24 protein-coding genes are annotated in these 21370 nt (G+C 63.6%); 15 read left to right on the top strand and 9 right to left on the bottom strand.

The window, feature by feature from the left end:
• Window positions 1-17 precede the first annotated feature (17 nt).
• Together phbB and PVV74_RS16680 are read left to right on the top strand one after the other, a co-directional pair.
• Window positions 18-740, top strand: a complete 723-nt coding sequence (gene phbB, locus PVV74_RS16685) for an acetoacetyl-CoA reductase (protein WP_274593998.1) — start codon at window positions 18-20, stop codon at window positions 738-740.
• A gap of 299 nt (window positions 741-1039) precedes the next feature.
• The gene (locus PVV74_RS16680; protein WP_103764663.1) at window positions 1040-1978 is read left to right on the top strand and encodes a transcriptional regulator GcvA; all 939 of its coding nucleotides are present in this window, start codon (window positions 1040-1042) and stop codon (window positions 1976-1978) included.
• 50 nt (window positions 1979-2028) lie between these two features.
• Here PVV74_RS16680 and PVV74_RS16675 read toward each other — a convergent pair whose 3' ends face one another.
• The 3 genes from PVV74_RS16675 to PVV74_RS16665 all read right to left on the bottom strand — a co-directional run bounded on the left by PVV74_RS16675 (window position 2029) and on the right by PVV74_RS16665 (window position 3277).
• The gene (locus PVV74_RS16675) at window positions 2029-2193 is read right to left on the bottom strand and encodes a YdcH family protein (RefSeq protein WP_103764794.1); all 165 of its coding nucleotides are present in this window, start codon (window positions 2191-2193) and stop codon (window positions 2029-2031) included.
• A 110-nt stretch (window positions 2194-2303) separates the two neighbouring features.
• Complete coding sequence (locus PVV74_RS16670) at window positions 2304-3059, bottom strand: tRNA1(Val) (adenine(37)-N6)-methyltransferase (protein WP_274593997.1); 756 nt, start codon at window positions 3057-3059, stop codon at window positions 2304-2306.
• On the bottom strand, window positions 3056-3277 hold the full coding sequence (locus PVV74_RS16665; RefSeq protein WP_103764664.1) for a putative signal transducing protein: 222 nt from the start codon (window positions 3275-3277) through the stop codon (window positions 3056-3058). The genes PVV74_RS16670 and PVV74_RS16665 overlap by 4 nt, the downstream gene beginning before the upstream one ends.
• A gap of 56 nt (window positions 3278-3333) precedes the next feature.
• On the opposite strand from PVV74_RS16665, the gene PVV74_RS16660 reads away from it, so the two are divergent.
• Entirely contained in the window at window positions 3334-4335 is a 1002-nt protein-coding gene (locus PVV74_RS16660; RefSeq protein ID WP_103764665.1) for a polyprenyl synthetase family protein, read from the top strand.
• A gap of 9 nt (window positions 4336-4344) precedes the next feature.
• On the opposite strand, the gene PVV74_RS16655 is transcribed toward PVV74_RS16660, so the two are convergent.
• From PVV74_RS16655 to PVV74_RS16645, 3 genes are all read right to left on the bottom strand, one after another.
• A complete protein-coding gene (locus PVV74_RS16655) occupies window positions 4345-5181 on the bottom strand; it encodes a 4-(cytidine 5'-diphospho)-2-C-methyl-D-erythritol kinase (RefSeq protein ID WP_274593996.1) in 837 nt (278 codons plus the stop codon).
• A complete protein-coding gene (locus tag PVV74_RS16650) occupies window positions 5168-6880 on the bottom strand; it encodes a tetratricopeptide repeat protein (RefSeq protein ID WP_274593995.1) in 1713 nt (570 codons plus the stop codon). Before PVV74_RS16650 ends, PVV74_RS16655 begins: the two co-directional genes overlap by 14 nt.
• 120 nt (window positions 6881-7000) lie before the next feature.
• Entirely contained in the window at window positions 7001-8647 is a 1647-nt protein-coding gene (locus PVV74_RS16645) for an electron transfer flavoprotein-ubiquinone oxidoreductase (RefSeq protein ID WP_274593994.1), read from the bottom strand.
• Window positions 8648-8930: 283 nt separating this feature from the next.
• Between PVV74_RS16645 and greA the strand changes: the two genes are divergently transcribed.
• From greA to PVV74_RS16615, 6 genes are all read left to right on the top strand, one after another.
• Window positions 8931-9401, top strand: a complete 471-nt coding sequence (greA, locus tag PVV74_RS16640) for a transcription elongation factor GreA (RefSeq protein WP_103764667.1) — start codon at window positions 8931-8933, stop codon at window positions 9399-9401.
• A 27-nt stretch (window positions 9402-9428) separates the two neighbouring features.
• Entirely contained in the window at window positions 9429-10445 is a 1017-nt protein-coding gene (locus tag PVV74_RS16635) for a hypothetical protein (protein WP_274593993.1), read from the top strand.
• A 91-nt stretch (window positions 10446-10536) separates the two neighbouring features.
• Window positions 10537-10992, top strand: a complete 456-nt coding sequence (locus PVV74_RS16630) for a universal stress protein (RefSeq protein ID WP_103764669.1) — start codon at window positions 10537-10539, stop codon at window positions 10990-10992.
• 84 nt (window positions 10993-11076) lie between these two features.
• Window positions 11077-11637: a NifU family protein gene (locus PVV74_RS16625; protein ID WP_103764670.1), complete on the top strand. Its 561-nt coding sequence runs from the start codon at window positions 11077-11079 to the stop codon at window positions 11635-11637.
• A 4-nt stretch (window positions 11638-11641) separates the two neighbouring features.
• Window positions 11642-12304 carry a tRNA (adenosine(37)-N6)-threonylcarbamoyltransferase complex dimerization subunit type 1 TsaB gene (gene tsaB, locus PVV74_RS16620; protein ID WP_274593992.1) on the top strand — a complete coding sequence of 221 codons (663 nt, stop codon included), beginning with the start codon at window positions 11642-11644 and terminating at the stop codon, window positions 12302-12304.
• Window positions 12294-12710, top strand: a complete 417-nt coding sequence (locus PVV74_RS16615) for a GNAT family N-acetyltransferase (RefSeq protein ID WP_274593991.1) — start codon at window positions 12294-12296, stop codon at window positions 12708-12710. Before tsaB ends, PVV74_RS16615 begins: the two co-directional genes overlap by 11 nt.
• Window positions 12711-12717: 7 nt before the next feature.
• Here the strand turns inward: PVV74_RS16615 and hemN are convergent, their stop codons facing one another.
• A complete protein-coding gene (hemN, locus tag PVV74_RS16610) occupies window positions 12718-14073 on the bottom strand; it encodes an oxygen-independent coproporphyrinogen III oxidase (protein ID WP_274593990.1) in 1356 nt (451 codons plus the stop codon).
• Window positions 14074-14140: 67 nt separating this feature from the next.
• On the opposite strand from hemN, the gene fnrL reads away from it, so the two are divergent.
• The gene (gene fnrL, locus PVV74_RS16605) at window positions 14141-14887 is read left to right on the top strand and encodes a transcriptional regulator FnrL (RefSeq protein ID WP_103764674.1); all 747 of its coding nucleotides are present in this window, start codon (window positions 14141-14143) and stop codon (window positions 14885-14887) included.
• A gap of 221 nt (window positions 14888-15108) precedes the next feature.
• Window positions 15109-15690 (top strand): hemerythrin domain-containing protein, encoded by a 582-nt coding sequence (locus PVV74_RS16600; protein ID WP_103764675.1) that lies wholly within the window; start codon window positions 15109-15111, stop codon window positions 15688-15690.
• 144 nt (window positions 15691-15834) lie between these two features.
• Here PVV74_RS16600 and PVV74_RS16595 read toward each other — a convergent pair whose 3' ends face one another.
• Window positions 15835-16683, bottom strand: a complete 849-nt coding sequence (locus tag PVV74_RS16595; RefSeq protein ID WP_274593989.1) for a universal stress protein — start codon at window positions 16681-16683, stop codon at window positions 15835-15837.
• A 203-nt stretch (window positions 16684-16886) separates the two neighbouring features.
• On the opposite strand from PVV74_RS16595, the gene ccoN reads away from it, so the two are divergent.
• The 4 genes from ccoN to ccoP are packed head-to-tail and all read left to right on the top strand — an operon-like array spanning window position 16887 to window position 20384.
• Window positions 16887-18491, top strand: a complete 1605-nt coding sequence (gene ccoN, locus PVV74_RS16590) for a cytochrome-c oxidase, cbb3-type subunit I (RefSeq protein WP_274593988.1) — start codon at window positions 16887-16889, stop codon at window positions 18489-18491.
• Window positions 18492-18535: 44 nt separating this feature from the next.
• Window positions 18536-19306, top strand: a complete 771-nt coding sequence (gene ccoO / locus PVV74_RS16585) for a cytochrome-c oxidase, cbb3-type subunit II (protein ID WP_103764678.1) — start codon at window positions 18536-18538, stop codon at window positions 19304-19306.
• Between the two features lie 12 nt (window positions 19307-19318).
• Entirely contained in the window at window positions 19319-19516 is a 198-nt protein-coding gene (locus PVV74_RS16580) for a cbb3-type cytochrome c oxidase subunit 3 (protein WP_103764679.1), read from the top strand.
• 1 nt (window position 19517) lies between these two features.
• Window positions 19518-20384 carry a cytochrome-c oxidase, cbb3-type subunit III gene (gene ccoP, locus PVV74_RS16575; protein WP_103764680.1) on the top strand — a complete coding sequence of 289 codons (867 nt, stop codon included), beginning with the start codon at window positions 19518-19520 and terminating at the stop codon, window positions 20382-20384.
• A gap of 116 nt (window positions 20385-20500) precedes the next feature.
• On the opposite strand, the gene PVV74_RS16570 is transcribed toward ccoP, so the two are convergent.
• Window positions 20501-21319, bottom strand: a complete 819-nt coding sequence (locus tag PVV74_RS16570) for an alpha/beta fold hydrolase (RefSeq protein ID WP_274593987.1) — start codon at window positions 21317-21319, stop codon at window positions 20501-20503.
• Between the last annotated feature and the right edge of the window lie 51 nt (window positions 21320-21370).

Here is a 21370-nt window from a genome sequence, read left to right as displayed (position 1 = left end):
AAGACTGGAGGATTCCCATGGCGAGAGTTGCCCTTGTGACCGGCGGTAGCCGCGGTATCGGCGAGGCCATTTCGAAAAAACTGAAGGAAGAGGGCTACGAGGTTGCTGCCACCTATGCGGGCAACGACGAAGCCGCGGCGAAGTTCACCGAAGAGACCGGCATCAAGACCTACAAGTGGAATGTGGCCGATTACGACGCCTCGAAGGCCGGGATCGAAACCGTCGAGGCTGAGTTGGGGCCGATCGACGTGGTGGTGGCCAATGCGGGCATCACGCGCGATGCGCCGTTCCACAAGATGACGCCGGACCAGTGGAAGGACGTGATCGACACCAACCTGACGGGCGTGTTCAACACCGTGCACCCGGTCTGGCCCGGCATGCGCGAGCGCAAGTTCGGCCGTGTGATCGTCATCAGCTCGATCAACGGTCAGAAGGGGCAGTTCGCGCAGGTGAACTATGCCGCGACCAAGGCGGGTGATCTTGGCATCATCAAGTCGCTGGCGCAGGAAGGCGCGCGCGCCGGGATCACCGCGAACGCGGTCTGTCCGGGCTATATCGCGACGGAAATGGTGATGGCGGTGCCCGAAAACGTGCGCGAATCGATCATTGGTCAGATCCCGGCGGGTCGACTGGGTGAGCCGGAAGAGATCGCTCGCTGCGTGGCATTCCTGGCGTCGGACGATGCCGGGTTCATCAACGGTTCGACCATCTCGGCCAACGGGGCGCAATTCTTCGTCTGAGGGTTATGCATCCACGAAAAGCGAAAGGGCCGGTCAGGGGAACCGGCCCTTTCTGTTTCCAGAGACCTGCAACGATCATCTGGAAGGTGTCTTGCGGCCCAGCCAGTTGAGTAGCTCGCCAAAAGCACGGCTTCGTTCGTAGTGCGCGGCGCGATAGGCATCGCGGGTCTTGGCATCGGTGGCTGTTTCGATCATGGCTGATCCTTTCAGGGAAACTTGACTGGATTGAATATGCGTCTTTGCAGAAAAGACCACAATCGAGACTTTTTACGGCTTCAGTTAAGTAATACTTTAGTGAAATGAGCGATCGTCTACCCCCGTTGACTGCCTTGCGCGCGTTCGAATGTGCGGCGCGGCACATGTCCTTTCAGAAGGCGGCGGCGGAATTGAACGTGACGCCGGCCGCGCTGTCGTTCCAGATCAAGTCGCTGGAGGAGCATCTGGGCGCGGCGCTGTTCCGGCGGCTGAACCGGGCAGTGGAACTGACCGAGGCGGGCGCGGCACTGGCGCCGGGGTGCCGAGACGGGTTCTCGGCGCTGTCGGCGGCCTGGATGGCGACCCGGCGGGGGCTGGACAACAGCACGTTGACAGTCACCGCCGGGCCGGCCTTTACCGCGAAATGGCTGGCGCCACGGTTATACGAGTTTGCCCAAGCGCATCCCGAGATCGAGCTGCGGTTCACGGCGTCGTTGCGGCTGATGGATTTTGCCCGCGACGAGGTGGACGTGGCGATCCGGTTCGGTCACGGGGCGGACAAAGGGTTGTATTCGCTGCCGCTGGCCGAGGAGTGGGTAACGCCGATGATGACACCCGCGCTGGCCGAACGGTATCCGACGATCGAAAGCCTGCGCGACGCGGTGCTGATCGTCGACCAGTCGATCGATTTTCTGGATCCGGCGACCGATTGGGCGGCATGGTTCCGTGCGATGGGCATGACGCCGGTCGCGCCGCACGGTCCGAGGTTTTCGCAAGGTGACCACGCGGTGGATGCGGCCCTTGCGGGCGTCGGCGTGGTGCTGGGGCGCCGGGCCCTGGTGATCAAGGACCTGATGGAAGGCAGGCTGGTTGCGCCCTACGGTAAAGCGGTAAGCGCGGGCGCCCAGTTTCGCTTTGTCTGTCGCAGGGGCGCCGAGGACAAACCTCAGATCAAGGTATTCCGAGAATGGATGTTGGCCGAAACCGCCAAGGGGTTCGAGACGACGGCGAAGCTGGAAATGGTACCGCTGGTGCCCGATTGATGACGAGATGCGCCGCGAGGGCGCATCCCGATCAGTCATTGCGTGACATGCTAATGGGTCAGTCGTTCAATCTCTTCTTTCAGTCGGAGTTTCTGCTTTTTCATGCTTGAGATTTCTAGGTCGGGCATTCCCGGGGCACGCTGTGCCGCTTCGACCTGTTCCGAGAGAGCTTGGTGTTTCTTTTTCAGTTCCTCGACATGTGAACTCAAAGCCATGAATGCGTCTCCTCTTTTTGTGTGCACGGGATAGTGCAGCATAAAAGATATGGTCTGTCACGCTGCGAACGCAAAATCCGACGGCGGGAATTAGCTGCAACTTGCTTAAATTAGTCCGGGAAAGGCATTTCCTTGCCGTCGCGCAGTATGCAAGCCGTTGCCGATGTGTAGTTTTCGCAATCGTTAACGTGCCTTTGCCCATTATGAAGGCACCAGCCGTCATGCAGCCGAAATGCGGCGCGTCCGCCGCGTCGGCCGCGCAAAAGGACCAGCCGCGCAAGGCGGCCGGGTCGGGGAATCAGTGGCAGAAGCTGGAGGCTGCCGAGGTGGCGCGCGGCGTGGGACAGAAGCTCTGGCAGCCGGTCGGCGCGCTGGATGAAGGTTGTGGTGCCCTTGGGCCGGGTGCGTTTGGCGGCGGCGGCGACCCAGGCGGCGAGGGGAGTATCCTCGCCCATGGCCCCTTCGCGGCCCGGATCGGTGGCCGCCGTGCTGGCAGCGCGGTCGAAATAGGGCGGGTTGGCTAGAACGTGGTGAAACTGGCGCTCTTTCAGAGTGTCGGGCATGGCGGACAGGTCGCCTTCGACCACCTCGAACGGCAGGGCGTTCGCTGCACCGTTTTGCCGGGCGAGTTCGGCATAGGCAGGCTGGCGCTCCAGGCCCACCAGGTGAACGCCGGGCACGCGCCGGGCCAGACAAAGCCCCGCGACGCCGACGCCGCAGCCGAGATCGAGCACGGTCTCGCCCGGCTTGGCAGGGATGCTGGCGGCCAGCAGCACGGGATCGATGCCGGCGCGATAGCCGGCCTGGGGCTGCAGGATTTTCAGCCCGCCACCGAGAAAATCGTCGCAGGTGGTCTCAAGCGTCACGAGCGTGCCTCGACCTCTATACCGTTGTCCTCAAGGGTCTGGCGCGCGGGAAAGTAATCTTCCTCGCTGACCATCAAGCGGCGGGGGAAAATCCCGATGCCGCCTTCGAGGATGCTCATGTTTACGTCCAATTCAAAGCAGTCTATATCCTCGCCCTGAAGCAAAGCCTTGGCGAAAGCCATCACGGTCGGGTCGGTGGTGCTGAGAAGATGCTTCATGGGGATGACTTAAGGACACCGGACGCGCATTGTCGAGCCTGAGTGACGGGAGTTTGATGGGACTGGACCACGCCGCTACCAAACCGCACGAAGCAATGGCCTCGCATTTCGAGGACAAACTTGACGCGGTGAACAGCCTGATCCGTGCGCGCATGGCGTCGCGTCACGCGCCGCGCATCCCCGAGGTGACAGCGCATTTGGTCGAGGCGGGGGGCAAACGCCTGCGCCCGATGCTGACGCTGGCGGCGGCGGATCTGTGCGGTTATGTCGGCGAGGACGACGTGAAGCTGGCAGCAACGGTGGAGTTCATCCATACCGCGACGCTGTTGCACGACGACGTGGTGGACGAAAGCGCCCAGCGGCGCGGACGGCCCACGGCGAACCTGCTGTTCGACAACAAGTCCAGCGTGCTGACCGGGGATTACCTGTTCGCACGCGCGTTCCAGCTGATGGTGGAGACCGGGTCGCTGACGGTGCTGGACATCCTGTCGAACGCGGCGGCAACGATTGCCGAAGGCGAGGTGCTGCAGCTGACCGCGTCGCGCAGCCTGAAGACGGATGAGGATATCTACCTGCAGATCGTTCGCGGCAAGACCGCGGCGCTGTTTTCGGCGGCGACCGAGGTGGGCGGCGTGATCGCAGGGGTAGCGGACGACCAGGGGCAGGCGCTTTTCGATTATGGTGACGCGCTGGGCATTGCGTTCCAAATCGTCGATGACCTGCTGGACTACCAGGGTGATGCCAAGGCCACGGGCAAGAACGTGGGCGACGATTTCCGGGAGCGCAAGCTGACCCTGCCGGTGATCAAGGCGGTGGCGCTGGCCGACGAGAGCGAGCGGGCGTTCTGGGCGCGGACCATCGAGAAGGGCGACCAGCGCGACGGCGACCTGGACGAGGCGCTTAGGTTGCTCAACAAGCACGGCACGTTGGAGGCCACGCGGGCCGACGCGCTGGAATGGACGGCAAAGGCGAATGCGGCGATGGCGCAACTGCCTGAACATCCGGTGCGGGAGATGCTGCTGGCGCTGTCGGATTACGTGGTGGCGCGCATCCGCTAGGACGCATTCTCAGGGATGCGCGTTGAGGCGGGTGGCGGTGATCCACCAGCCCGGATTTTCCTCTTTCAGGCGGCCCTCGGCGGCGCGGGCGGTTTCCTCGCCGGTGTAGAGGCCAAAGCAGCTGCTACCCGAGCCTGTCATGCGGGCCATGCGGCAGCCCGCCGTCACGCTGAGCGCACCCAGCACTTGCGAGATGACAGGCGTCTGCCCGATGGCCGCATATTCCAGATCATTGCGCATGCCACGAAGCCAGTCGATGAATTCGATCCCGCTGAGATTGGCCGGAAGGTCCGGGGGCATGGGCGTGTTGTTCTTCTGACCGACGGCGGCAAAGACGTCGGGCGTGCGCATGGGCACGCTGGGGTTGATCAGGACCGCGTTCAGGCAGGGCAGGTCGTGCGCCGTCGTGATCTTTTCGCCGATCCCCTGCATCCGCGCAGCGCTGTTGCCGAGGCAGACGGGCACGTCGGCACCCAGCGGCGTGACATCGGCGGGCATGGGCGTGTCGGTCAGGCGCGACAGCACGCGCAGGGTTGCGGCTGCGTCCGACGAGCCGCCACCAAGGCCCGCGGCATGGGGCAGAAGCTTGTTTAGCGTGATATCGGCACTGACCCCCATCAGGTCGGCGGCTTTCAGAACGAGGTTGTCTGGCCCGTCCGGCACGCCCTTGGACATCGGGCCGCTGAGCGAAAGGTGCGGCGTGTCGGAGAGCGAGACCGTCAGGTGATCGCCCACATCGGCGAACATCACCAGCGAGTCGAGAAGGTGCATGCCATCGTCGCGCTGCCCGGTGATGTGCAGCGTCAGGTTTACCTTGGCCGGGGCGAAGCCCTCAGCCGCCGTCATCCGCGACCTCCAGCGGGGGCGAGCCTTCTTCTTGCAAGACAACGTCGAGGCCGACCTCGAGCTTGCGGCGCATCCGGTCGGGATCCACATCGGGCGAGGGGTTTTCCTTGTCGACGAAGGACAGCGCACGACTCCATTGAAACCGAGCCTCGACCTCGCGGCCCACGGCCCAAAGCACGTCGCCGAGGTGGTCGTTGACCACCGGGTCCACCGGCATCAGCTCGGCGGCGCGTTCCATGTGACCAATGGATTCCTCGTAGCGGCCCAGCCGGTAAAGGACCCAGCCGAGGCTGTCGACGATGTAGCCAGACTCGGGCTGCGCCTCGACGGCGCGTTCGATCATGTCGAGCGCCTCGTCCAGCTTCTGTTGTTTCTCGACCAGCGAATAGCCGAGGTAGTTCAGCACCTGCGGATGTTCGGGGTTCAGTTCCAGCGCCTTGCGGAAATCGGCCTCGGCCTCGGGCCATTCATCCTGCCGTTCATGGCTGATAGCGCGGGCATAGTAGACGAACCAATGGCCGGGCTGTGCCTCGCCCAGAAGGTCGATGGCGTTGTCATAGGCGGTGACTGCCTTGCCGTATTGTTCGCTCTGGCGATAAAGGTCTGCGGCGGCGACATGCACCATGGGCAGTTCGGGGTGCGAGTCGCGCAGCTGTTCCAACACCTCGATGGCGGCGTCCATCTTGTCCGCCCGGCGCAGGGCCTCGGCGCGGCCCATCTCGGCGGCGGTGAAAGACGGATGATCGCGCGGGACGCTCTTGTAGGTTTCGGTGGCCAACTCGTAGCGTTCGAGCGATTCCAGCAGTTCCGCCGACATCAGGATAGCATCGACGTGGTCTGGGTTAAGGTACTGCGCCACTCGAGCGTAAAGCAGGGTATAGTCATCGCCCATGTCGCCCAACAAGGCTTGACCGATGGAAAAGAACACCTCTGCCACGCCGTCCTTGGGGCCGGAGATCATGTCGAAGGCCACGGGCAGGCCGGTTTCAAGCTCGGCCCGGAGGGCGAGGATCTGGGGATCCGCATTGGCGCCGAAGGCGTCATCCAGAAGCGCGATGGCCTCGTCGTTGCGTTCCAGCTGGCTTAGCACGGCGGCCCAGGCGCGGGTGCCACGGCGGGTGCGTTGCAGGGGTGCGTCATCGTCGCCACCGGAAAAGATAGCCTCGGCTGCCTCGAAATCGCCAACGGAGGCGAGAGCCAGCGCCTTGTGATAGAGGGCGAAATTCTTAAGGCCGCGTTCCTCGGAGACCTCGTCGAAGCGCGCGAGGGCCGCGTCGACATCGCCGCGGGCGAGTTCGGTCCAGGCCATTACGAGGCCATCGGCCAGTTGGCCCACGCCCTTGCCGGCCTCGATCCGTTCGATCACGGCGTCATGGTTGCCGGCTGCCACATCTTCGGCGATGAGGGCCATGAAGGCGACCTGGCTTTGCAGCTCCTGTTGCTCGATCTGGCGGGCGACCGGCACGGCGCGGTCGATCTCGCCAAGTGCCATGAAAGCAATCGCGGTGCTTTCGAGGATGACGGGGTTGCTGGCGTCGCGGGTCAGCGCCTGAGTGTAATACTGCGCGGCGGCGTCGAAATCGTTGAGGTAGCGTGCTTGCCGTGCTGCAAGGTAGGCACCGACATTGATATCAGCCAGTGCGGGCAACGCGATGCCCTGCAGAATCGCGGCGATTGCGCCTGCGGTCAGGATTTTCACGGGTCTGGGCTCCCTGCCTGTATGGTCGATGATTTGCGAGAAAGTAGTATGAGCGGCCCGTTAACGCAATGAGGGCGGCCAATTTGCCGCCCTCGGTGTCCGCGTGATTTCGCCTGTCGCTCACATATTGGGATAGTTCGGCCCGTCGCCTCCCTGCGGCGTGGTCCAGTTGATGTTCTGGGCGGGGTCCTTGATATCGCAGGTCTTGCAGTGGACGCAGTTCTGGAAGTTGATGACGAACTGCTGCTCGCCGTCCTTTTCCACGAACTCGTAGACCCCTGCGGGGCAGTAGCGGGCCGAGGGGCCGGCATACTTGGGCAGGTTCACCTCGACCGGAACATTCGGGTCCTTCAGCTTGAGGTGCGCGGGCTGGCTTTCCTCGTGGTTGGTCATCGAAAAGCTGACATTGGTCAGGCGGTCAAAGCTCAGCTTGCCGTCGGGCTTGGGGTAGTCGATTTCGGCGTGCTTGCTGGCTTCTTCGGTCGCCTCGGCGTCGGTCTTGCCGTGGCCCAGCGTGCCGAAAAAGGAAAAGCCGAGCGTGTTGGTCCACATGTCGAGGCCCCCCAGCGTGAGCGAGGCGGTGAGGCCGTACTTGGACCACAACGGCTTGACGTTGCGGACCTTTTTCAGATCCGCGCCGATGGCGCCGTTACGCACTTCGCTCTCATAGTTGGATAGCTCGTCGCTGGCCCGACCGGCTTCGATGGCTTCGTGCGCGGCTTCTGCCGCGGCCTTACCCGACAGCATGGCGTTGTGGTTGCCCTTGATGCGGGGCACGTTGACCATGCCGACCGAGCAGCCCAGAAGGGCGACGCCGGGCGCGACCATCTTGGGCATCGACTGGTATCCGCCCTCGGAAATGGCGCGGGCGCCGTAGGCGACGCGCTTGCCGCCCTTGAGCAGGTCGGCCACCACCGGGTGATGCTTGAACCGCTGGAATTCCATGTAGGGGTAGAGGTGCGGGTTACGGTAATTCAGGTGCACCACGAAGCCGACGTAAACCTGGTTGTTGTCGAGGTGGTAGATGAACGAGCCACCGCCCGCTTTTTTGCCCAGGGGCCAGCCCATCGTGTGGGTGACGGTGCCTTCGCGGTGCTTTTCCGGGTCGATTTCCCAGATTTCCTTCATCCCGAGGCCGTATTTCTGCGGCTCCTTGCCCTTGGAAAGGTCGTATTTCGCGATGACCTCCTTGGACAGCGAACCGCGCACGCCTTCGCCCAGGAACACGTATTTGCCGTGCAGTTCCATGCCGGGCTCGTAGCCGGGGCCGGGGGTGCCGTCGGCGTTCTTGCCGAATTCGCCGGCCACGACGCCCTTCACCTCGCCGTTTTCACCATAGACGATTTCCGAGCAGGCCATGCCGGGGAAGATTTCGACACCCAAAGCCTCGGCCTGTTCGGCCATCCAGCGACAGACATTGCCCATGCTGACGATATAGTTGCCGTGGTTGTTCATCAGCGGCGGCATCGGAAAGTTGGGGATGCGGACCTTGCCCGCCTCGCCCAGCATGAAGAAGTTGTCCTCTTTCACCGGGACGTTGAGCGGCGCGCCCTTTTCCTTCCAGTTGGGTATGAGGGCGTCGAGACCGCAGGGATCGAGCACCGCGCCCGACAGGATATGCGCGCCCACTTCGGAGCCTTTTTCCAGCACCACGACCTCGCGCTCGGGGTCGAGCTGTTTCAGGCGGATCGCGGCGCTCAGGCCTGCGGGCCCTGCGCCGACGATCACGACGTCGTATTCCATGGCTTCGCGTTCGACTTGGGTCATCTTGGTCCTCTCCTGGTCGTCCGGTCGCATGCCGGCCCGCGTAAGAAACTTCGCAACTGGTTATCGTGCGGGGTTGCGCAAGGTCAATTCGAACACGACGTAACAGACGGTCAAAAGCGTCAAAAAGGCGCAAGTTTCGGCACGATTGTGCGGTCGGCGGTCTGGACCTACTTGCATTGGCGGGGCAGGTCGGGTCAATCTGTCGCGCATGGTTTGGAAAACGAACGGGGTCGCGTAACGGCGGCCCCTTGGTGATACTAGGGACAAGAAAGAAGGACAGGTCATGGAAAAGATCCCGATGACGCAGGACGGTTTCGACGCGCTTAACGCGGAGCTGAAACAGCTGAAATCCGTCGAGCGCCCGGCCATCATCAAGGCGATTTCCGAGGCGCGCGAGCATGGCGACCTGTCGGAGAATGCCGAGTATCATTCCGCCAAGGAAAAACAGTCGTTCATCGAGGGCCGCATTAAGGAGCTGGAAGGCGCGATCAGCCTCGCCGACGTGATCGACCCCAAGAAGCTGTCCGGCCCGATCAAGTTCGGCGCCACGGTGACGCTGGTGGACGAGGATACGGACGAGGAGAAGTCCTATCAGATCGTGGGCGAATATGAGGCCAGTATCGAGAAGGGCCTGCTGAACGTAAAATCGCCGATTGCGCGGGCTTTGATTGGCAAGGAGGAGGGCGATAGCGTAGAAGTGCGTACGCCCGGCGGCGACAAGGCCTACGAGGTGCTGAAGGTCGAATATATCTGACCCGGTCCTTTTCAATCAGGTTTGCCCATGACCGAGCCGAACCAGTCACCGCAGACACCGCTTGGTGTCTATGACCGGCCCCGAAAGGACGGGGTCACGGGTGTCGAGATAATCGCGCTGGCGCTTACGATTCTGTGGCTTGTCGGCACGGCGGTGTTCTTTCTGGTGCTGGAGCCGATGGGCATGTTCTCGGAATCCGGCGGGGCGCTGCAATTCGTGGTGGTCCTGCTGGCCATCTTCATGCCGGTGGCGATGATCTGGGTCGCGGCTACGGCGGCACGTTCGAGCAAGGTGATGCGCGAGGAGAGCCGGCGCCTGCAAACCGCCATCGACGCGATCCGGCAGGCCTATGTGGCGCAAAGCCAGGCCGCGCACGAGGTCGCACAGCCCTCGGTCGCCAAAAAGCTGGAGGAGATCGCGGCGGCGCAACGCAAGACCGAGACGGCGCTGGCGACGTTCTCGACGTCGCGCAGCCCGGTGGAGGTGCGGCCCGCGCCAGTGTCAAAGAACGAGGAGGTGGGCACGGACCAGGTTGCGTTGCCGTTGGGCACCCCGCCCGAAGAGATGGCGCCGCCGTTGGCGACCGAAGACTTCATAAGGGCGCTGAATTTCCCGGAGAACGCCGAGGACAAAGCAGGCTTTGCCGCACTGCGCCGGGCGCTGAAGGTCCGCCATAGCGCGCAACTGATTCAGGCCAGCCAGGACGTGCTGACACTGTTGTCTCAGGACGGCATCTACATGGACGACCTGCGCCCAGACATGGCCCGTCCCGAAGTTTGGCGCCGGTTCGCTGCCGGGGAACGTGGACGCGCCGTAGCCGCGCTGGGCGGTGTGCGGGACCGCTCGTCGCTGGCGCTGACGGCCGCTCGCATGAAGCAGGACATGATCTTTCGCGATGCCGCCCACCATTTCCTGCGGCTGTTCGACCGCACGATCAGCCAGTTCGCCGAGGTGGCGACGGATGCCGAGATGTCCGAGATGTCGGACACGCGCACGGCGCGCGCCTTCATGCTGGTCGGGCGCGTGGCGGGGACGTTTGACTGATACTGCCGTGGTGTGAACCGTGCAAGAAAGCGGCTGTTGCCGGACGCCCCGGAACGCGTCAATATGAACGCCGGAAGACGAAGGGAACATCATGCGCAAGTTTCTCGTGGTGCTGGACGACAGCCGGGAATGCCTCAACGCCATGCGGTTCGCCGCAATGCGCGCCAAGAACACGCAAGCCGGGGTTGAGATTCTCGCGGTCATTCCGCCCGACGAATTCAACCACTGGATCGGCGTGGGCGACATCATGCGCGAGGAAGCCCGCGAGCGCATTCACGCGCATTTCGAGGTCTTCGCGAAGTGGATGCGCGACAAGCAGGGCATCGACCCCGAGCTGGTGATCCGCGAAGGCGAGCCGGTGGCGGAGATCATGGCGCAGGTTCAGGAGGACACCGAGATCGGCGTGTTGGTGCTGGGCGCCAGCGCCGACAAAAAGGGGCCCGGGCCGCTCGTGTCGCAATTGTCGAAGAATTCCGGTGGCTTGCCCATCCCGATCACCATCGTGCCCGGCGACCTGAGCAAGGAGCGACTGGAAGCGATCACCTGAACCCAGTTTTAGAATCGTTCCAAACCTTGACAGGGCCAGTCTCGCTGCGCATATCTTGCACAACTGACAAAAAGGGCGCGCACAATGTTCATCCAGACGGAATCGACACCGAATCCCGCAACGCTGAAGTTCCTGCCCGGCCAGACCGTATTGGACGCCGGGACCGCAGATTTCCCGTCTTCCGAGACGGCCGACAAGTCGCCGCTTGCTGCGCGCGTCTTTGGCGTCGAGGGTGTGACTGGCGTGTTTCTGGGCAATGATTTCGTGACCGTGACCAAGCAGGACGCGGTGGAGTGGGACCATGTGAAACCCGCGATTCTGGGCGCGATCATGGAGCATTTCCAGTCCGGTCAGCCGGTCATGACCGGCGACGGTCCGGAGTCGGGCCACGCCGCCAGTGAAGGCGAGGATTCCGAGGTCATCGACCAGATCAAGCAATTGCTGGATACCCGAGTCCGCCCTGCCGTGGCGCAGGATGGCGGTGACATCACCTTCCATGGTTTCGAGCGCGGCGTGGTTTACCTTCACATGCAAGGTGCGTGCGCCGGCTGTCCGTCCTCGACCATTACCCTGAAGATGGGGATCGAGAACTTGCTGCGGCACTACATCCCCGAAGTGACCGAGGTCCGCCCCGTCGGCGTTTGACCTCGTGACCAACGCGCCGCTCGTATTGGGATTCGACACCTCCGGCCCGTGGCTGTGGGTGTTGTTGCTTTCGGGGCAGGACGTTCTGAGCGATCACCATGTCGATATGCCAAAAGGACAGGCCGAGGCGTTGTTTCCGGCGCTGGAAGACGCTCTGGCCAAGGGCGGCGCCGGCTGGAGCGACCTTGACGCCATTGGGGTCGGCATCGGGCCGGGAAATTTCACCGGCATCCGGATTTCGGTCGCCGCGGCGCGGGGGCTGGCTTTGTCGCTGGAAATCCCCGCTATTGGCGTCAGCATCCTCGAGGCCGCAGCATACGGGCAGGACAGCCCGGTGCTGGCGACGCGGGACGCACCCCGTGGACAGGCTTATGTGCAAGGTTTTGACATGGACACACCGCTTGGGCCGGACCTGATGGCGATCGACGAGATCGACACAGGCCTGATGGAGCCGGGGCTTGTCTGTGTCGGCACGGCGGCCAAGGCGGTGGCGGCACAGATCGGCGCGCCCGCGGTTCCGGCGACCTTTGCGCCGGCCTCTGCCATCGCGCGGATTGCCGCGACCCGCTGGCGCGAAGACACGCCCCCCCCGGCGCCGCTGTACCTCAAGCCCGCCGACGCGGCGCCCTCGCGCGATGCTCCCCCGGTGATCCTTGATGACGCCTGACGACTTGGCCGCGCTGCATGCGCGGGCATTCGACGGGCAGGGGCGGGCCTGGGACGCAGGCGAGTTCCGTGACCTCCTGGAGCATTCGCATATCTTCGTGGTCGGTGACACCAAGGGGTTTGCTGTCGGACAGGCGGTTGCGGGCGATGCGGAGCTTCTGACGCTTGCCGCCGATCCCGACGCGCGGCGGCAAGGACACGGGCGGGCGGCGTTGCAAGCGTTCGAGGCCGAGGCCCGTGCGCGCGGCTCCGAGCGCCTGTTCCTGGAAGTCGCGGCAGACAACGCGGCGGCACTGAGGCTTTACCGCTCGTTCGGCTTCACCGAGCTTGCGCGGCGCGCGAAGTATTACAAGCGGCCCGATGGCGGGACGGTCGATGCGCTGGTACTGGAGAAGCGCCTGACCTGATCCCGGCTCAGATCGCCGAACTGTGTCCGGCGTGGCTGAGGTCGTAGGCGTCGAGGCTGCGGGCGATCATCCGGGTTAGCGGGCGTGCCTCGTGCGGGATGAAGAGACCCTCGTTGCTTAGGTCCAGAAGCCCGTCAAAGGCGCGTGTGGCAGGTTCAAGCATTTCACGTACAGCCTTGCGCGACATGCAGAAAGTTTCGCAGATTTCCCCGGCGTCGATGCGGAAGTCGCACATGACGGCCTCGATAAGGCGGGCCCGCAGAAGATCCTGTCCCCTGAAGACATGCCCCCGGCTGGTCGAGAAGCGGCCCTCGCGGATTGCCCCGGTATGGGCTCCGGTCGCGGGGGCGTTCTGGGCATAGCCTTGCGGGAAGCGCGAAATCGACGAGGCCCCCAGCCCGATGAGCACCTCGGACGTGTCGTCGGTGTAGCCTTGGAAGTTGCGGCGCAGGCGGCCAAGTTTCTTGGCGAGGCTCAAGCCGTCTTCGGGTGTCGCGAAATGGTCGATCCCTATTTCCCGGTAGCCGTCCCAGACGAACAGGCGGCGGGCGGCATCAAAGAGCTCCAGCCGTTCCTCGGGCGTGGGCAGCGCATCGGACGGGATAAGCTGCTGACGCTTGGCCATCCACGGCACATGGGCATAGCCATAAAGCGCCACGCGGTCGGGGTTGAGCGACAGGAGTTTCTGCACGCTTTCCACCATGCGCCCCTTGGTCTGGTGCGGCAGGCCGTAAAGGATATCCGCATTCAGACTGCGCACGCCGGCGGCGCGCAGCGCGTCTATGGTGTCGCGGGTGATGTCGAAGGTCTGGATGCGGCCGATGGCCTGCTGAATGGTGTCGTCGAAGTCCTGCACGCCCACGGAAGCGCGGTTCATCCCGGCGGCGGAGAGCGCCTCGATCCGGGGGGCGTCGATCTCGTTCGGGTCGATCTCGACCGAGAACTCGGTGTCGTCGCCGAAGGGGACCGCGTCGCGCACTGATTCGGCCAGATCGGTGATAAGGTCGGCAGACAGAAGAGTCGGCGTGCCGCCGCCCCAATGCAGGCGCGACAGCGTGATGCCCTGTGGCAGGGTGGCTTTCAGCAGGGCCAATTCCGCCTTGAGCGTCTCGACATAGGCGGCGACGGGCGAAAGGGATTTGGTGCCCTGCGTGCGGCAGGCGCAGAACCAGCATAGCCTGCGGCAGAAGGGCACATGCAGGTAGAGCGAGATTGCGCTGCCCGGTTCGATGTTGGAAATCCAGTCCCGCATGGTCGAGGACCCGACGGAATCGGAGAAATGCGGTGCGGTGGGATAGCTTGTGTAACGCGGTACATTCGCGTCGAACAGGCCCAGTCTGCGGAGTTGTTCTCGGTCAATCATGCCGTTAAAATACTCACAAGGAAGAGCGAAGCCTTGATGCAGATCAACTCGACCGAAAGCATTGTCGATGCTCAAAGACGCACATGACCTGATCCCCCGTGAATGCGATGCGTGTCCCATTCGGCACCGGGCCGTGTGCGCGCGATGTGATGCGCAGGAACTGGAGCAGCTGGACCAGATCAAGTACTACCGCAGCTTCGAGGCGGGCCGGACGCTGATCTGGGCCGGGGACCGGATGGATTTCGTGGGCTCGGTCGTGTCGGGCATCGCGATGCTGACGCAGACGCTGGAAGACGGGCGCACACAGATGGTGGGCCTGCTGTTGCCGAGCGATTTCGTGGGCCGTCCAGGGCGCGAGAAGGCGGCCTATAACGTGGTCGCGGTGAGCGACGTGGTGATGTGTTGTTTCCGCAAGCAACCCTTTGAGAACATGATGGAAAAGACGCCGCATATCGGCCAGCGCCTGTTGGAGATGACGCTGGACGAGCTGGATGCGGCGCGCGAATGGATGCTGCTGTTGGGGCGCAAGACGGCGCGGGAGAAGATCGCGTCGTTCCTGGCGATCCTGGGGCGGCGTAACGCGGTCTTGAACATGTCCAAGGCCGCGGGGCAGGTGGTGTTCGACCTGCCGCTGACGCGCGAGGCGATGGCCGATTACCTGGGCCTGACGCTGGAGACGGTGAGCCGCCAGATCAGTGCGTTGAAGCGTGACCAGGTGATCCACCTGGAAGGCAAGCGGCATGTGACGGTGCCGGATTTCGACCGCCTGCTGGAAGAGGCGGGGGATGACAGCGACGGCGGGATGCTGGCCTGAGCCCGGGAATAAGGTTAATCCTTTGAATTCAGGAAAAATTCGACGTCGGTATTGCGTCGGTATTCAAGTGGTATCGCGACGGTGCGATTTTTCCGAATTGGCGGGGTTAACGGGGCGTTCGGGGGTAATGTGCGGTTAAGGCGCGGCGCGTGGTTTTTTACCCACCCTACGGGGTGACCGATGGTCTTGACTTCGGTCCGGGAGGGGCTTTGTTACCGGGCATGGCTGACCTCTCGACTTATTCGCTGGATGACCTCACCATCGACGAGGCCGCGCGGCCACGGGCGCCGAAGGTGCCGGACGCCACGGACAGGCATCGGCGCCAGGGCCGACAGTTGGCGGCGATCCACCGGCACTACCTGATGGAGATGGCGCGGATCGGCGCGGTGCTGGCGCGGATCGAAGCGCGGGATGCCCCACCCGAGAACCTGAGGCAGATCGTGCTGTCGCTGGACATGGCCGAGAATTTCCGGGTGTTCGGGACCCTGTGCGGGCGCGAGTGCCAGGTGTTGAAGCTGCACCACGATATCGAGAGCACCGACATGTTTCCCCGCATCGAGGCAGCGGGCGGGGGAATGTTCCGGGAGGTCGTGGCGAAACTGGTGTCAGAGCACGAGGTCGTCCACGAGTTGATCGTTCGTCTTGGGCGCGCGGCAGACACGTTGGCGGAAGACCCCAGCGAGGAAAACTTTGCCCGGGCCGCCGCCACGTACCGGAAGCTGGAAGAGGTCGTGCGCTCTCATTTCGGGTACGAGGAAACGGAGCTAGAAGAGGCCATCGGGTATTACCTCGGGACGATCTGAGGCCGCGCGCAGGAACCCATGTGTCTGGTCCGTTGCGCGACCCCAGCCCCGACCTCAGAGCGTTTCCGGGAAACACTGAATCGCTTTTCGCTGCCTCTTGAGACGCAAAAAGCGATGCATGTTTCAGACTGACCCGGAAACGCTTTAATGCGCCATGAAGAGCGGCAGGGGCGCGTGCTCCAGCATGTAGCGGGTGGCGCCGCCGAAGACCGCCTCGCGGACGCGGGAATGGCCGTAGGCGCCCATGACAACGGCATCGGCGTCGATATCCTGCGCGCGGCGCAAGAGCACGTCGGCGATGCGGGGCAGGGTCTTGGAGACCACGTCGATTTCGACCGCCACGCCGTGACGCACCAGGAATTGTGATAGCAGACCGCCGGGATCGGAGCGGTTCGGGCCGTGTACCGGCGGGTCGACGACCACGACGTGTACGCGCTCGGCCCGTTGCAGCATCGGCAGCGCGTCGCGGGCGGCGCGCAGCGCCTCCTGACCGTCGTTCCAGGCGATCACGACCCGCTTGGGGTCAAGGGTGATGTCCGGCGTGTTGGGCAGAACCATCGCGGGAATGCGCCCGTCGAACAGGATCGCCTCGGTCAGGGGGGCAAGCTCGGGGCCCAGCCCCTCGCCATAGGGCATGGGCAGCACGGCGAGATCGGCAAAGCGGGCGCGGTCGGCGACATGGTGTCCGAGGTCGGCAAGCTGCGCGACGCCTTTGTCGCAGGACCAGAAGAAGCCGTCCTGCCGGCCCAGGACCGCGCGCGCGGCGCTGTCGATCTCGGCGGCTTCCTCGTGGCAACCTTCGAATATGTTCTGCACCATCACGGCGCTGACACCGGCGCCGGAGAAATAATGCGTTGCCGGATCGCGGGCGACGCCGAGGCTGAGCACGTCGAGATGCGCCCCGTGCAGGCGAGCCAGTTCGGCGGCGTGGGTCAAGGTATGCTCGACGCGTGAGGCATCGGACAGGGCGCAGAAGATCGTTTTCCAGGACATTGCGATTCGCCTTTCATTAACCATTTCGAACGCAATCTGGCCCCCGGGGCGAGACGCTGCCTTGATGCCGGTCAACCCATTCCCGCCAATCCTTTGATGCAGATCAAAGCGGGGTGACTCGGCATCGGAAATAAGCGGCCCCAGTCAAATGACTCCGTGCGCCCCGGCAGGGCCTGCGCGGACATACGGCAAAGGGACGCAAAATGGGTAACTACGTAAAACTGATCCTGTTGGGGCTGATCGCGTTTTTCGCGCTGTTCGCCGCCAACCAGGCACGGGATATCGCGTACCTTGTGAATGCGCTGACCATCGCCCTTGTGGCGGCGGGCATGTTCATCTGGGTGCTGCGCAACACGGACGAGGACCGCCCCGTGGTCGACCTGTCCGGGGAATACATGGACGGGGTCGTGCGCGCCGGGGTGATCGCCACGGCGCTTTGGGGGGTCGTGGGCTTCCTGGTGGGGACGTTCATCGCGTTCCAGCTGGCCTTTCCGACGCTCAATTTCGAATGGGCGCAAGGCTACATGAATTTTGGCCGGCTGCGGCCCTTGCACACCAGCGCGGTGATCTTCGCCTTTGGCGGCAACGCGCTGATCGCGACGTCGTTCTACGTGGTGCAGCGCACCTGCGCGGCGCGGCTGTGGGGCGGGAACCTGGCGTGGTTCGTGTTCTGGGGGTTCCAACTGGTGATCGTGCTGGCCGCCACCGGCTACCTGCTGGGCGCGACGCAATCCAAGGAATACGCGGAACCGGAATGGTACGTGGACTGGTGGCTGACCATCGTCTGGGTGTCCTACCTGGCCGTGTTCGTCGGCACGCTGGTGAAGCGGAAAGAGCCGCATATCTACGTGGCGAACTGGTTTTACCTGTCGTTCATCATCACGGTCGCGATGCTGCACGTGGTGAACAACCTGAGCATTCCGGTGAGCATCTTCGGCTCGAAATCCGTGCAGATCTTTTCGGGCGTGCAGGATGCGATGACGCAATGGTGGTACGGCCATAACGCCGTGGGCTTCTTCCTGACGGCGGGGTTCCTGGCGATGATGTACTACTTCGTGCCGAAACAGGCCGGGCGGCCGGTGTTCAGCTATAAACTTTCGATCATCCACTTCTGGGCGCTGATCTTTCTTTATATCTGGGCGGGTCCGCACCACCTGCACTATACCGCGCTGCCCGACTGGGCCTCGACGCTGGGCATGGTGTTCTCGATCATCCTCTGGATGCCCTCGTGGGGCGGGATGATCAACGGTCTGATGACGCTTTCGGGCGCGTGGGACAAACTGCGGACCGATCCGGTGATCCGGATGATGGTGATCAGCCTTGGCTTTTACGGGATGTCCACCTTTGAAGGGCCGATGATGTCGATCCGCGCGGTGAACAGCCTGTCGCATTACACCGACTGGACCATCGGGCACGTGCATTCCGGCGCGCTGGGCTGGAACGGGATGATCACGTTCGGGTGCCTGTACTTCCTGGTGCCCAAGCTGTGGAACCGCGAGCGGCTGTATAGCCTGAGCCTGGTGAGCTGGCACTTCTGGCTGGCGACGATCGGGATCATTCTCTACGCGGCGTCGATGTGGGTGACCGGCATCATGGAAGGCCTGATGTGGCGCGAAGTGGATGCCAACGGGTTCCTGGTGAACTCCTTTGCCGACACGGTGAGTGCGAAGCTGCCGATGTACGTGGTGCGCGGTCTGGGCGGGGTCATGTTCCTCTCCGGTGCGATCGTCATGTGCTTCAACCTTTACATGACAGTCAGACGGAGCCCGGCGGTGCAGACCGACAACTCCGCTGTCCCGGCTGAATAAGGAGGGCCGGAAAAATGGCTGACGATAAAATGCAGAAACCCCCGATGCCGGCTTCGGCCTCGGGCGTGGGGGACCGGCCCAAGAAGAAGACTTTCCTGGACCGGCACCAGATCCTGGAACGCAACGTGACCCTGCTGGCGATCTTTGCCTTCCTGGTGGTGACCATCGGCGGCATCGTGCAGATCGCACCGCTGTTCTGGCTGGAGAACACCATCGAGGAAGTGGAGGGGATGCGTCCCTACACCCCGCTGGAGCTGACCGGGCGTGACATCTACATCCGCGAGGGATGCTATGTCTGCCACAGCCAGATGATCCGCCCGATGCGCGACGAGGTGGAGCGGTACGGGCATTACAGCCTTGCGGCAGAGAGCCAGTACGACCACCCGTTCCAATGGGGGTCCAAGCGGACCGGGCCGGACCTGGCGCGCGTGGGCGGTCGGTACTCCAACGCCTGGCATGTGGACCATCTGCGCGACCCGCAATCGGTGGTGCCGGAATCGGTGATGCCCAAGTACGGCTATCTCGAGGAGCGGCTGATCGACGGGCAGTACGTGGGGGACCTTCTGGCGACGCACAAGCTGGTGGGTGTGCCTTACGAGGACGCGCATGTGGAGAACGCGCAGGCGGATTTCCGGGCGCAGGCCGATCCCGACAGCGACTATGACGGGTTGATCGAGCGGTATGGCGAGAGCGCACAGGTAGCCAATTTCGACGGCCGTCCGGGCATCAGCGAAGCCGACGCCCTGATCGCCTATCTGCAGATGCTGGGCACGCTGGTCGATTTCTCGACCTTCACGCCCGTGGCCAGCCGGTAAGGAGGGACGACGATGGACACCTATTCCCTGCTGCGGGAGTTCGCGGACAGCTGGATGCTGCTGGCGCTCTTCGCCTTCTTCATCGGCGTCGTGATCTGGGTCATGCGGCCCGGGTCACGGGGCGCCTACCAGGATGTCGCCGACATTCCCTTCCGCAATGAAGACGCGCCGGCCCCGGCTGCGCGCCGTGCCTCGGACGAGGAGCAATAAAATGGTTAAGAAACCGCAAGACAACCATGAGGTCGAAACGACCGGCCACGAATGGGACGGGATCGAGGAATACAACAACCCGTTGCCGCGCTGGTGGCTGTGGGTGTTCTACGCCACGATCGCCTGGGGCGTCTGGTACACGATCGCCTATCCGGCCTGGCCGATGATCTCGGGCGCGACGCAAGGTTACCTGGGGTATTCGACCCGGGCCAACGTGCAGACCGAGATCGAGGCGGCCGAGGCGGCCAACGCGCAGATCAACGAGCGGCTGGCCAGTGTCGAGCTGGCGGCGATTCCGGGCGACGACGAGTTGGCGGGCTTTGCCCGGTCCGCGGGCGAGGCGGTGTTCAACACCTGGTGCGTGCAGTGCCACGGGCGCGAGGGCGGCGGGGCCACCGGCTATCCGACGCTATCGGATGACGCCTGGCTGTGGGGCGGCTCGATGGAGGCGATCCACACGACCGTCACCCACGGGATCCGCAACGACGAGGACCCCGACGCGCGCTATTCGCAGATGCCGGCCTTTGGCCGCGACGAGCTTCTGACCGAGGAAGAGGTCGTGCAGGTGGTGAACTACGTCATGTCCCTGTCGGGCGAGCCGCAGGATGCGCAGGCCGCCGAGGTAGGTGCGGAAGTGTTCGAATACAACTGTGCCGCCTGCCATGGCGAGAACGCCATGGGAATGGAGGAGCAGGGTGCGCCGAACCTGACCGACGCGATCTGGCTTTATGGCGGGGATTACAACGCGCTGTACGAGACGGTGTGGAATTCGCGCTTTGGCGTCATGCCGTCTTGGCAGGAGCGTCTGAGCGAAGCGGAGATCCGGGCGGTGTCTGCTTACGTCCATCAGTTGGGTGGCGGCGAATGAGCTGACGTTCCGACAAGAGATTCCCGGGGGTGCTATTGCAATGCCCCCGGGAAGGCACCGGCCCCTCCCTCTGTTCGCGCATTTCAGGAGGGGCCGGTGTTTTTCGTTGGAAGGGGTCAGTTTTCGAGCACATCGGCCAGGGCGCTTAGAACGGCCTTTGGTGCTTCGAGCTGGGGCAGATGGCCGACGCCGGGCAGCGTTTCAAAGTCCGCCCCTGGCATCAGCGCGTGTAAGGCGCGGCCATGGTCCAGTGGGATCCACGGATCGGCCTCTCCCCAGATGATTTTGACCGGGCAGCGGACCTCGCAGTAATGCGGCTCGATCTCGGCGGTGAAGCGTTCGTCGGCCTGGGCGAACTGGCGGTAGAAACTGGCGCGGCCCGCCTCATCCAGCCAGGGGGCGACGAGCGCCTCGGTATCGTCGGCTGCAAGGTCAGTGACCAGCGCGCCGTCGATATAGGCCCGCACGATGGCTTCGTGGATGTGCGGGGGCAGGCCGATGAAGGCGTCGATATGGCGGCCGACATGGTCGAAGAACTCCGACCCCCAGGGCCGCATCGCCACCACGTTCATCAGCACAAGCCGGTCGAATTCGGCCCCGTGCAGCAGATGCGCGCGCAAGCTGGTCGCGCCGCCGAAGTCGTGCGCCACGACGCGGGGCCGGTCGAGGCCCCAATGGCGCAGAATTTGGGCAAAGACCTGCCCCTGCACGTCGAGTCCGGTGGGCTGATCGGCGCGTTTTTCGGAGCGGCCATAGCCGGGCATGTCGTGCCAGTAGACAGTGTGCGTTTTCGCCAGCGTGGGGATGATCTGGTGCCACGACACTGACGACCAAGGCCAGCCGTGGGCGAGGACGAGCGGCGGACCCGATCCGGCGCTGCCCCAGGCGACGGTGCCGGCGGGGGTGTCTGTGGTGTGATCCAGGTTCCAGGTCATGAGGGCAAGCCTGTCGGTGAAAAAAGACCCGTGGCGCGGCCAGAAGGCCGG

The sequence above is a fragment of the Roseovarius sp. SK2 genome, assembly GCF_028807495.1.
In the GTDB taxonomy this organism is placed as follows: domain Bacteria; phylum Pseudomonadota; class Alphaproteobacteria; order Rhodobacterales; family Rhodobacteraceae; genus Roseovarius; species Roseovarius confluentis.
This window is presented reverse-complemented; position numbering and strand designations above follow the sequence as displayed.

Excerpts from the sequence above, each read along its gene's own strand:
- phbB (WP_274593998.1), top strand. The coding sequence starts at position 18 with ATGGCGAGAGTTGCCCTTGTGACCGGCGGTAGCCGCGGTATCGGCGAG.
- PVV74_RS16680 (WP_103764663.1), top strand. The coding sequence starts at position 1,040 with ATGAGCGATCGTCTACCCCCGTTGACTGCCTTGCGCGCGTTCGAATGT.
- PVV74_RS16675 (WP_103764794.1), bottom strand. The coding sequence starts at position 2,193 with ATGGCTTTGAGTTCACATGTCGAGGAACTGAAAAAGAAACACCAAGCT.
- PVV74_RS16665 (WP_103764664.1), bottom strand. The coding sequence starts at position 3,277 with ATGAAGCATCTTCTCAGCACCACCGACCCGACCGTGATGGCTTTCGCC.
- PVV74_RS16660 (WP_103764665.1), top strand. The coding sequence starts at position 3,334 with ATGGGACTGGACCACGCCGCTACCAAACCGCACGAAGCAATGGCCTCG.
- PVV74_RS16655 (WP_274593996.1), bottom strand. The coding sequence starts at position 5,181 with ATGACGGCGGCTGAGGGCTTCGCCCCGGCCAAGGTAAACCTGACGCTG.
- PVV74_RS16645 (WP_274593994.1), bottom strand. The coding sequence starts at position 8,647 with ATGACCCAAGTCGAACGCGAAGCCATGGAATACGACGTCGTGATCGTC.
- greA (WP_103764667.1), top strand. The coding sequence starts at position 8,931 with ATGGAAAAGATCCCGATGACGCAGGACGGTTTCGACGCGCTTAACGCG.
- PVV74_RS16635 (WP_274593993.1), top strand. The coding sequence starts at position 9,429 with ATGACCGAGCCGAACCAGTCACCGCAGACACCGCTTGGTGTCTATGAC.
- PVV74_RS16630 (WP_103764669.1), top strand. The coding sequence starts at position 10,537 with ATGCGCAAGTTTCTCGTGGTGCTGGACGACAGCCGGGAATGCCTCAAC.
- PVV74_RS16625 (WP_103764670.1), top strand. The coding sequence starts at position 11,077 with ATGTTCATCCAGACGGAATCGACACCGAATCCCGCAACGCTGAAGTTC.
- PVV74_RS16615 (WP_274593991.1), top strand. The coding sequence starts at position 12,294 with ATGACGCCTGACGACTTGGCCGCGCTGCATGCGCGGGCATTCGACGGG.
- hemN (WP_274593990.1), bottom strand. The coding sequence starts at position 14,073 with ATGATTGACCGAGAACAACTCCGCAGACTGGGCCTGTTCGACGCGAAT.
- fnrL (WP_103764674.1), top strand. The coding sequence starts at position 14,141 with ATGCTCAAAGACGCACATGACCTGATCCCCCGTGAATGCGATGCGTGT.
- PVV74_RS16600 (WP_103764675.1), top strand. The coding sequence starts at position 15,109 with ATGGCTGACCTCTCGACTTATTCGCTGGATGACCTCACCATCGACGAG.
- PVV74_RS16595 (WP_274593989.1), bottom strand. The coding sequence starts at position 16,683 with ATGTCCTGGAAAACGATCTTCTGCGCCCTGTCCGATGCCTCACGCGTC.
- ccoN (WP_274593988.1), top strand. The coding sequence starts at position 16,887 with ATGGGTAACTACGTAAAACTGATCCTGTTGGGGCTGATCGCGTTTTTC.
- ccoO (WP_103764678.1), top strand. The coding sequence starts at position 18,536 with ATGCCGGCTTCGGCCTCGGGCGTGGGGGACCGGCCCAAGAAGAAGACT.
- PVV74_RS16580 (WP_103764679.1), top strand. The coding sequence starts at position 19,319 with ATGGACACCTATTCCCTGCTGCGGGAGTTCGCGGACAGCTGGATGCTG.
- ccoP (WP_103764680.1), top strand. The coding sequence starts at position 19,518 with ATGGTTAAGAAACCGCAAGACAACCATGAGGTCGAAACGACCGGCCAC.
- PVV74_RS16570 (WP_274593987.1), bottom strand. The coding sequence starts at position 21,319 with ATGACCTGGAACCTGGATCACACCACAGACACCCCCGCCGGCACCGTC.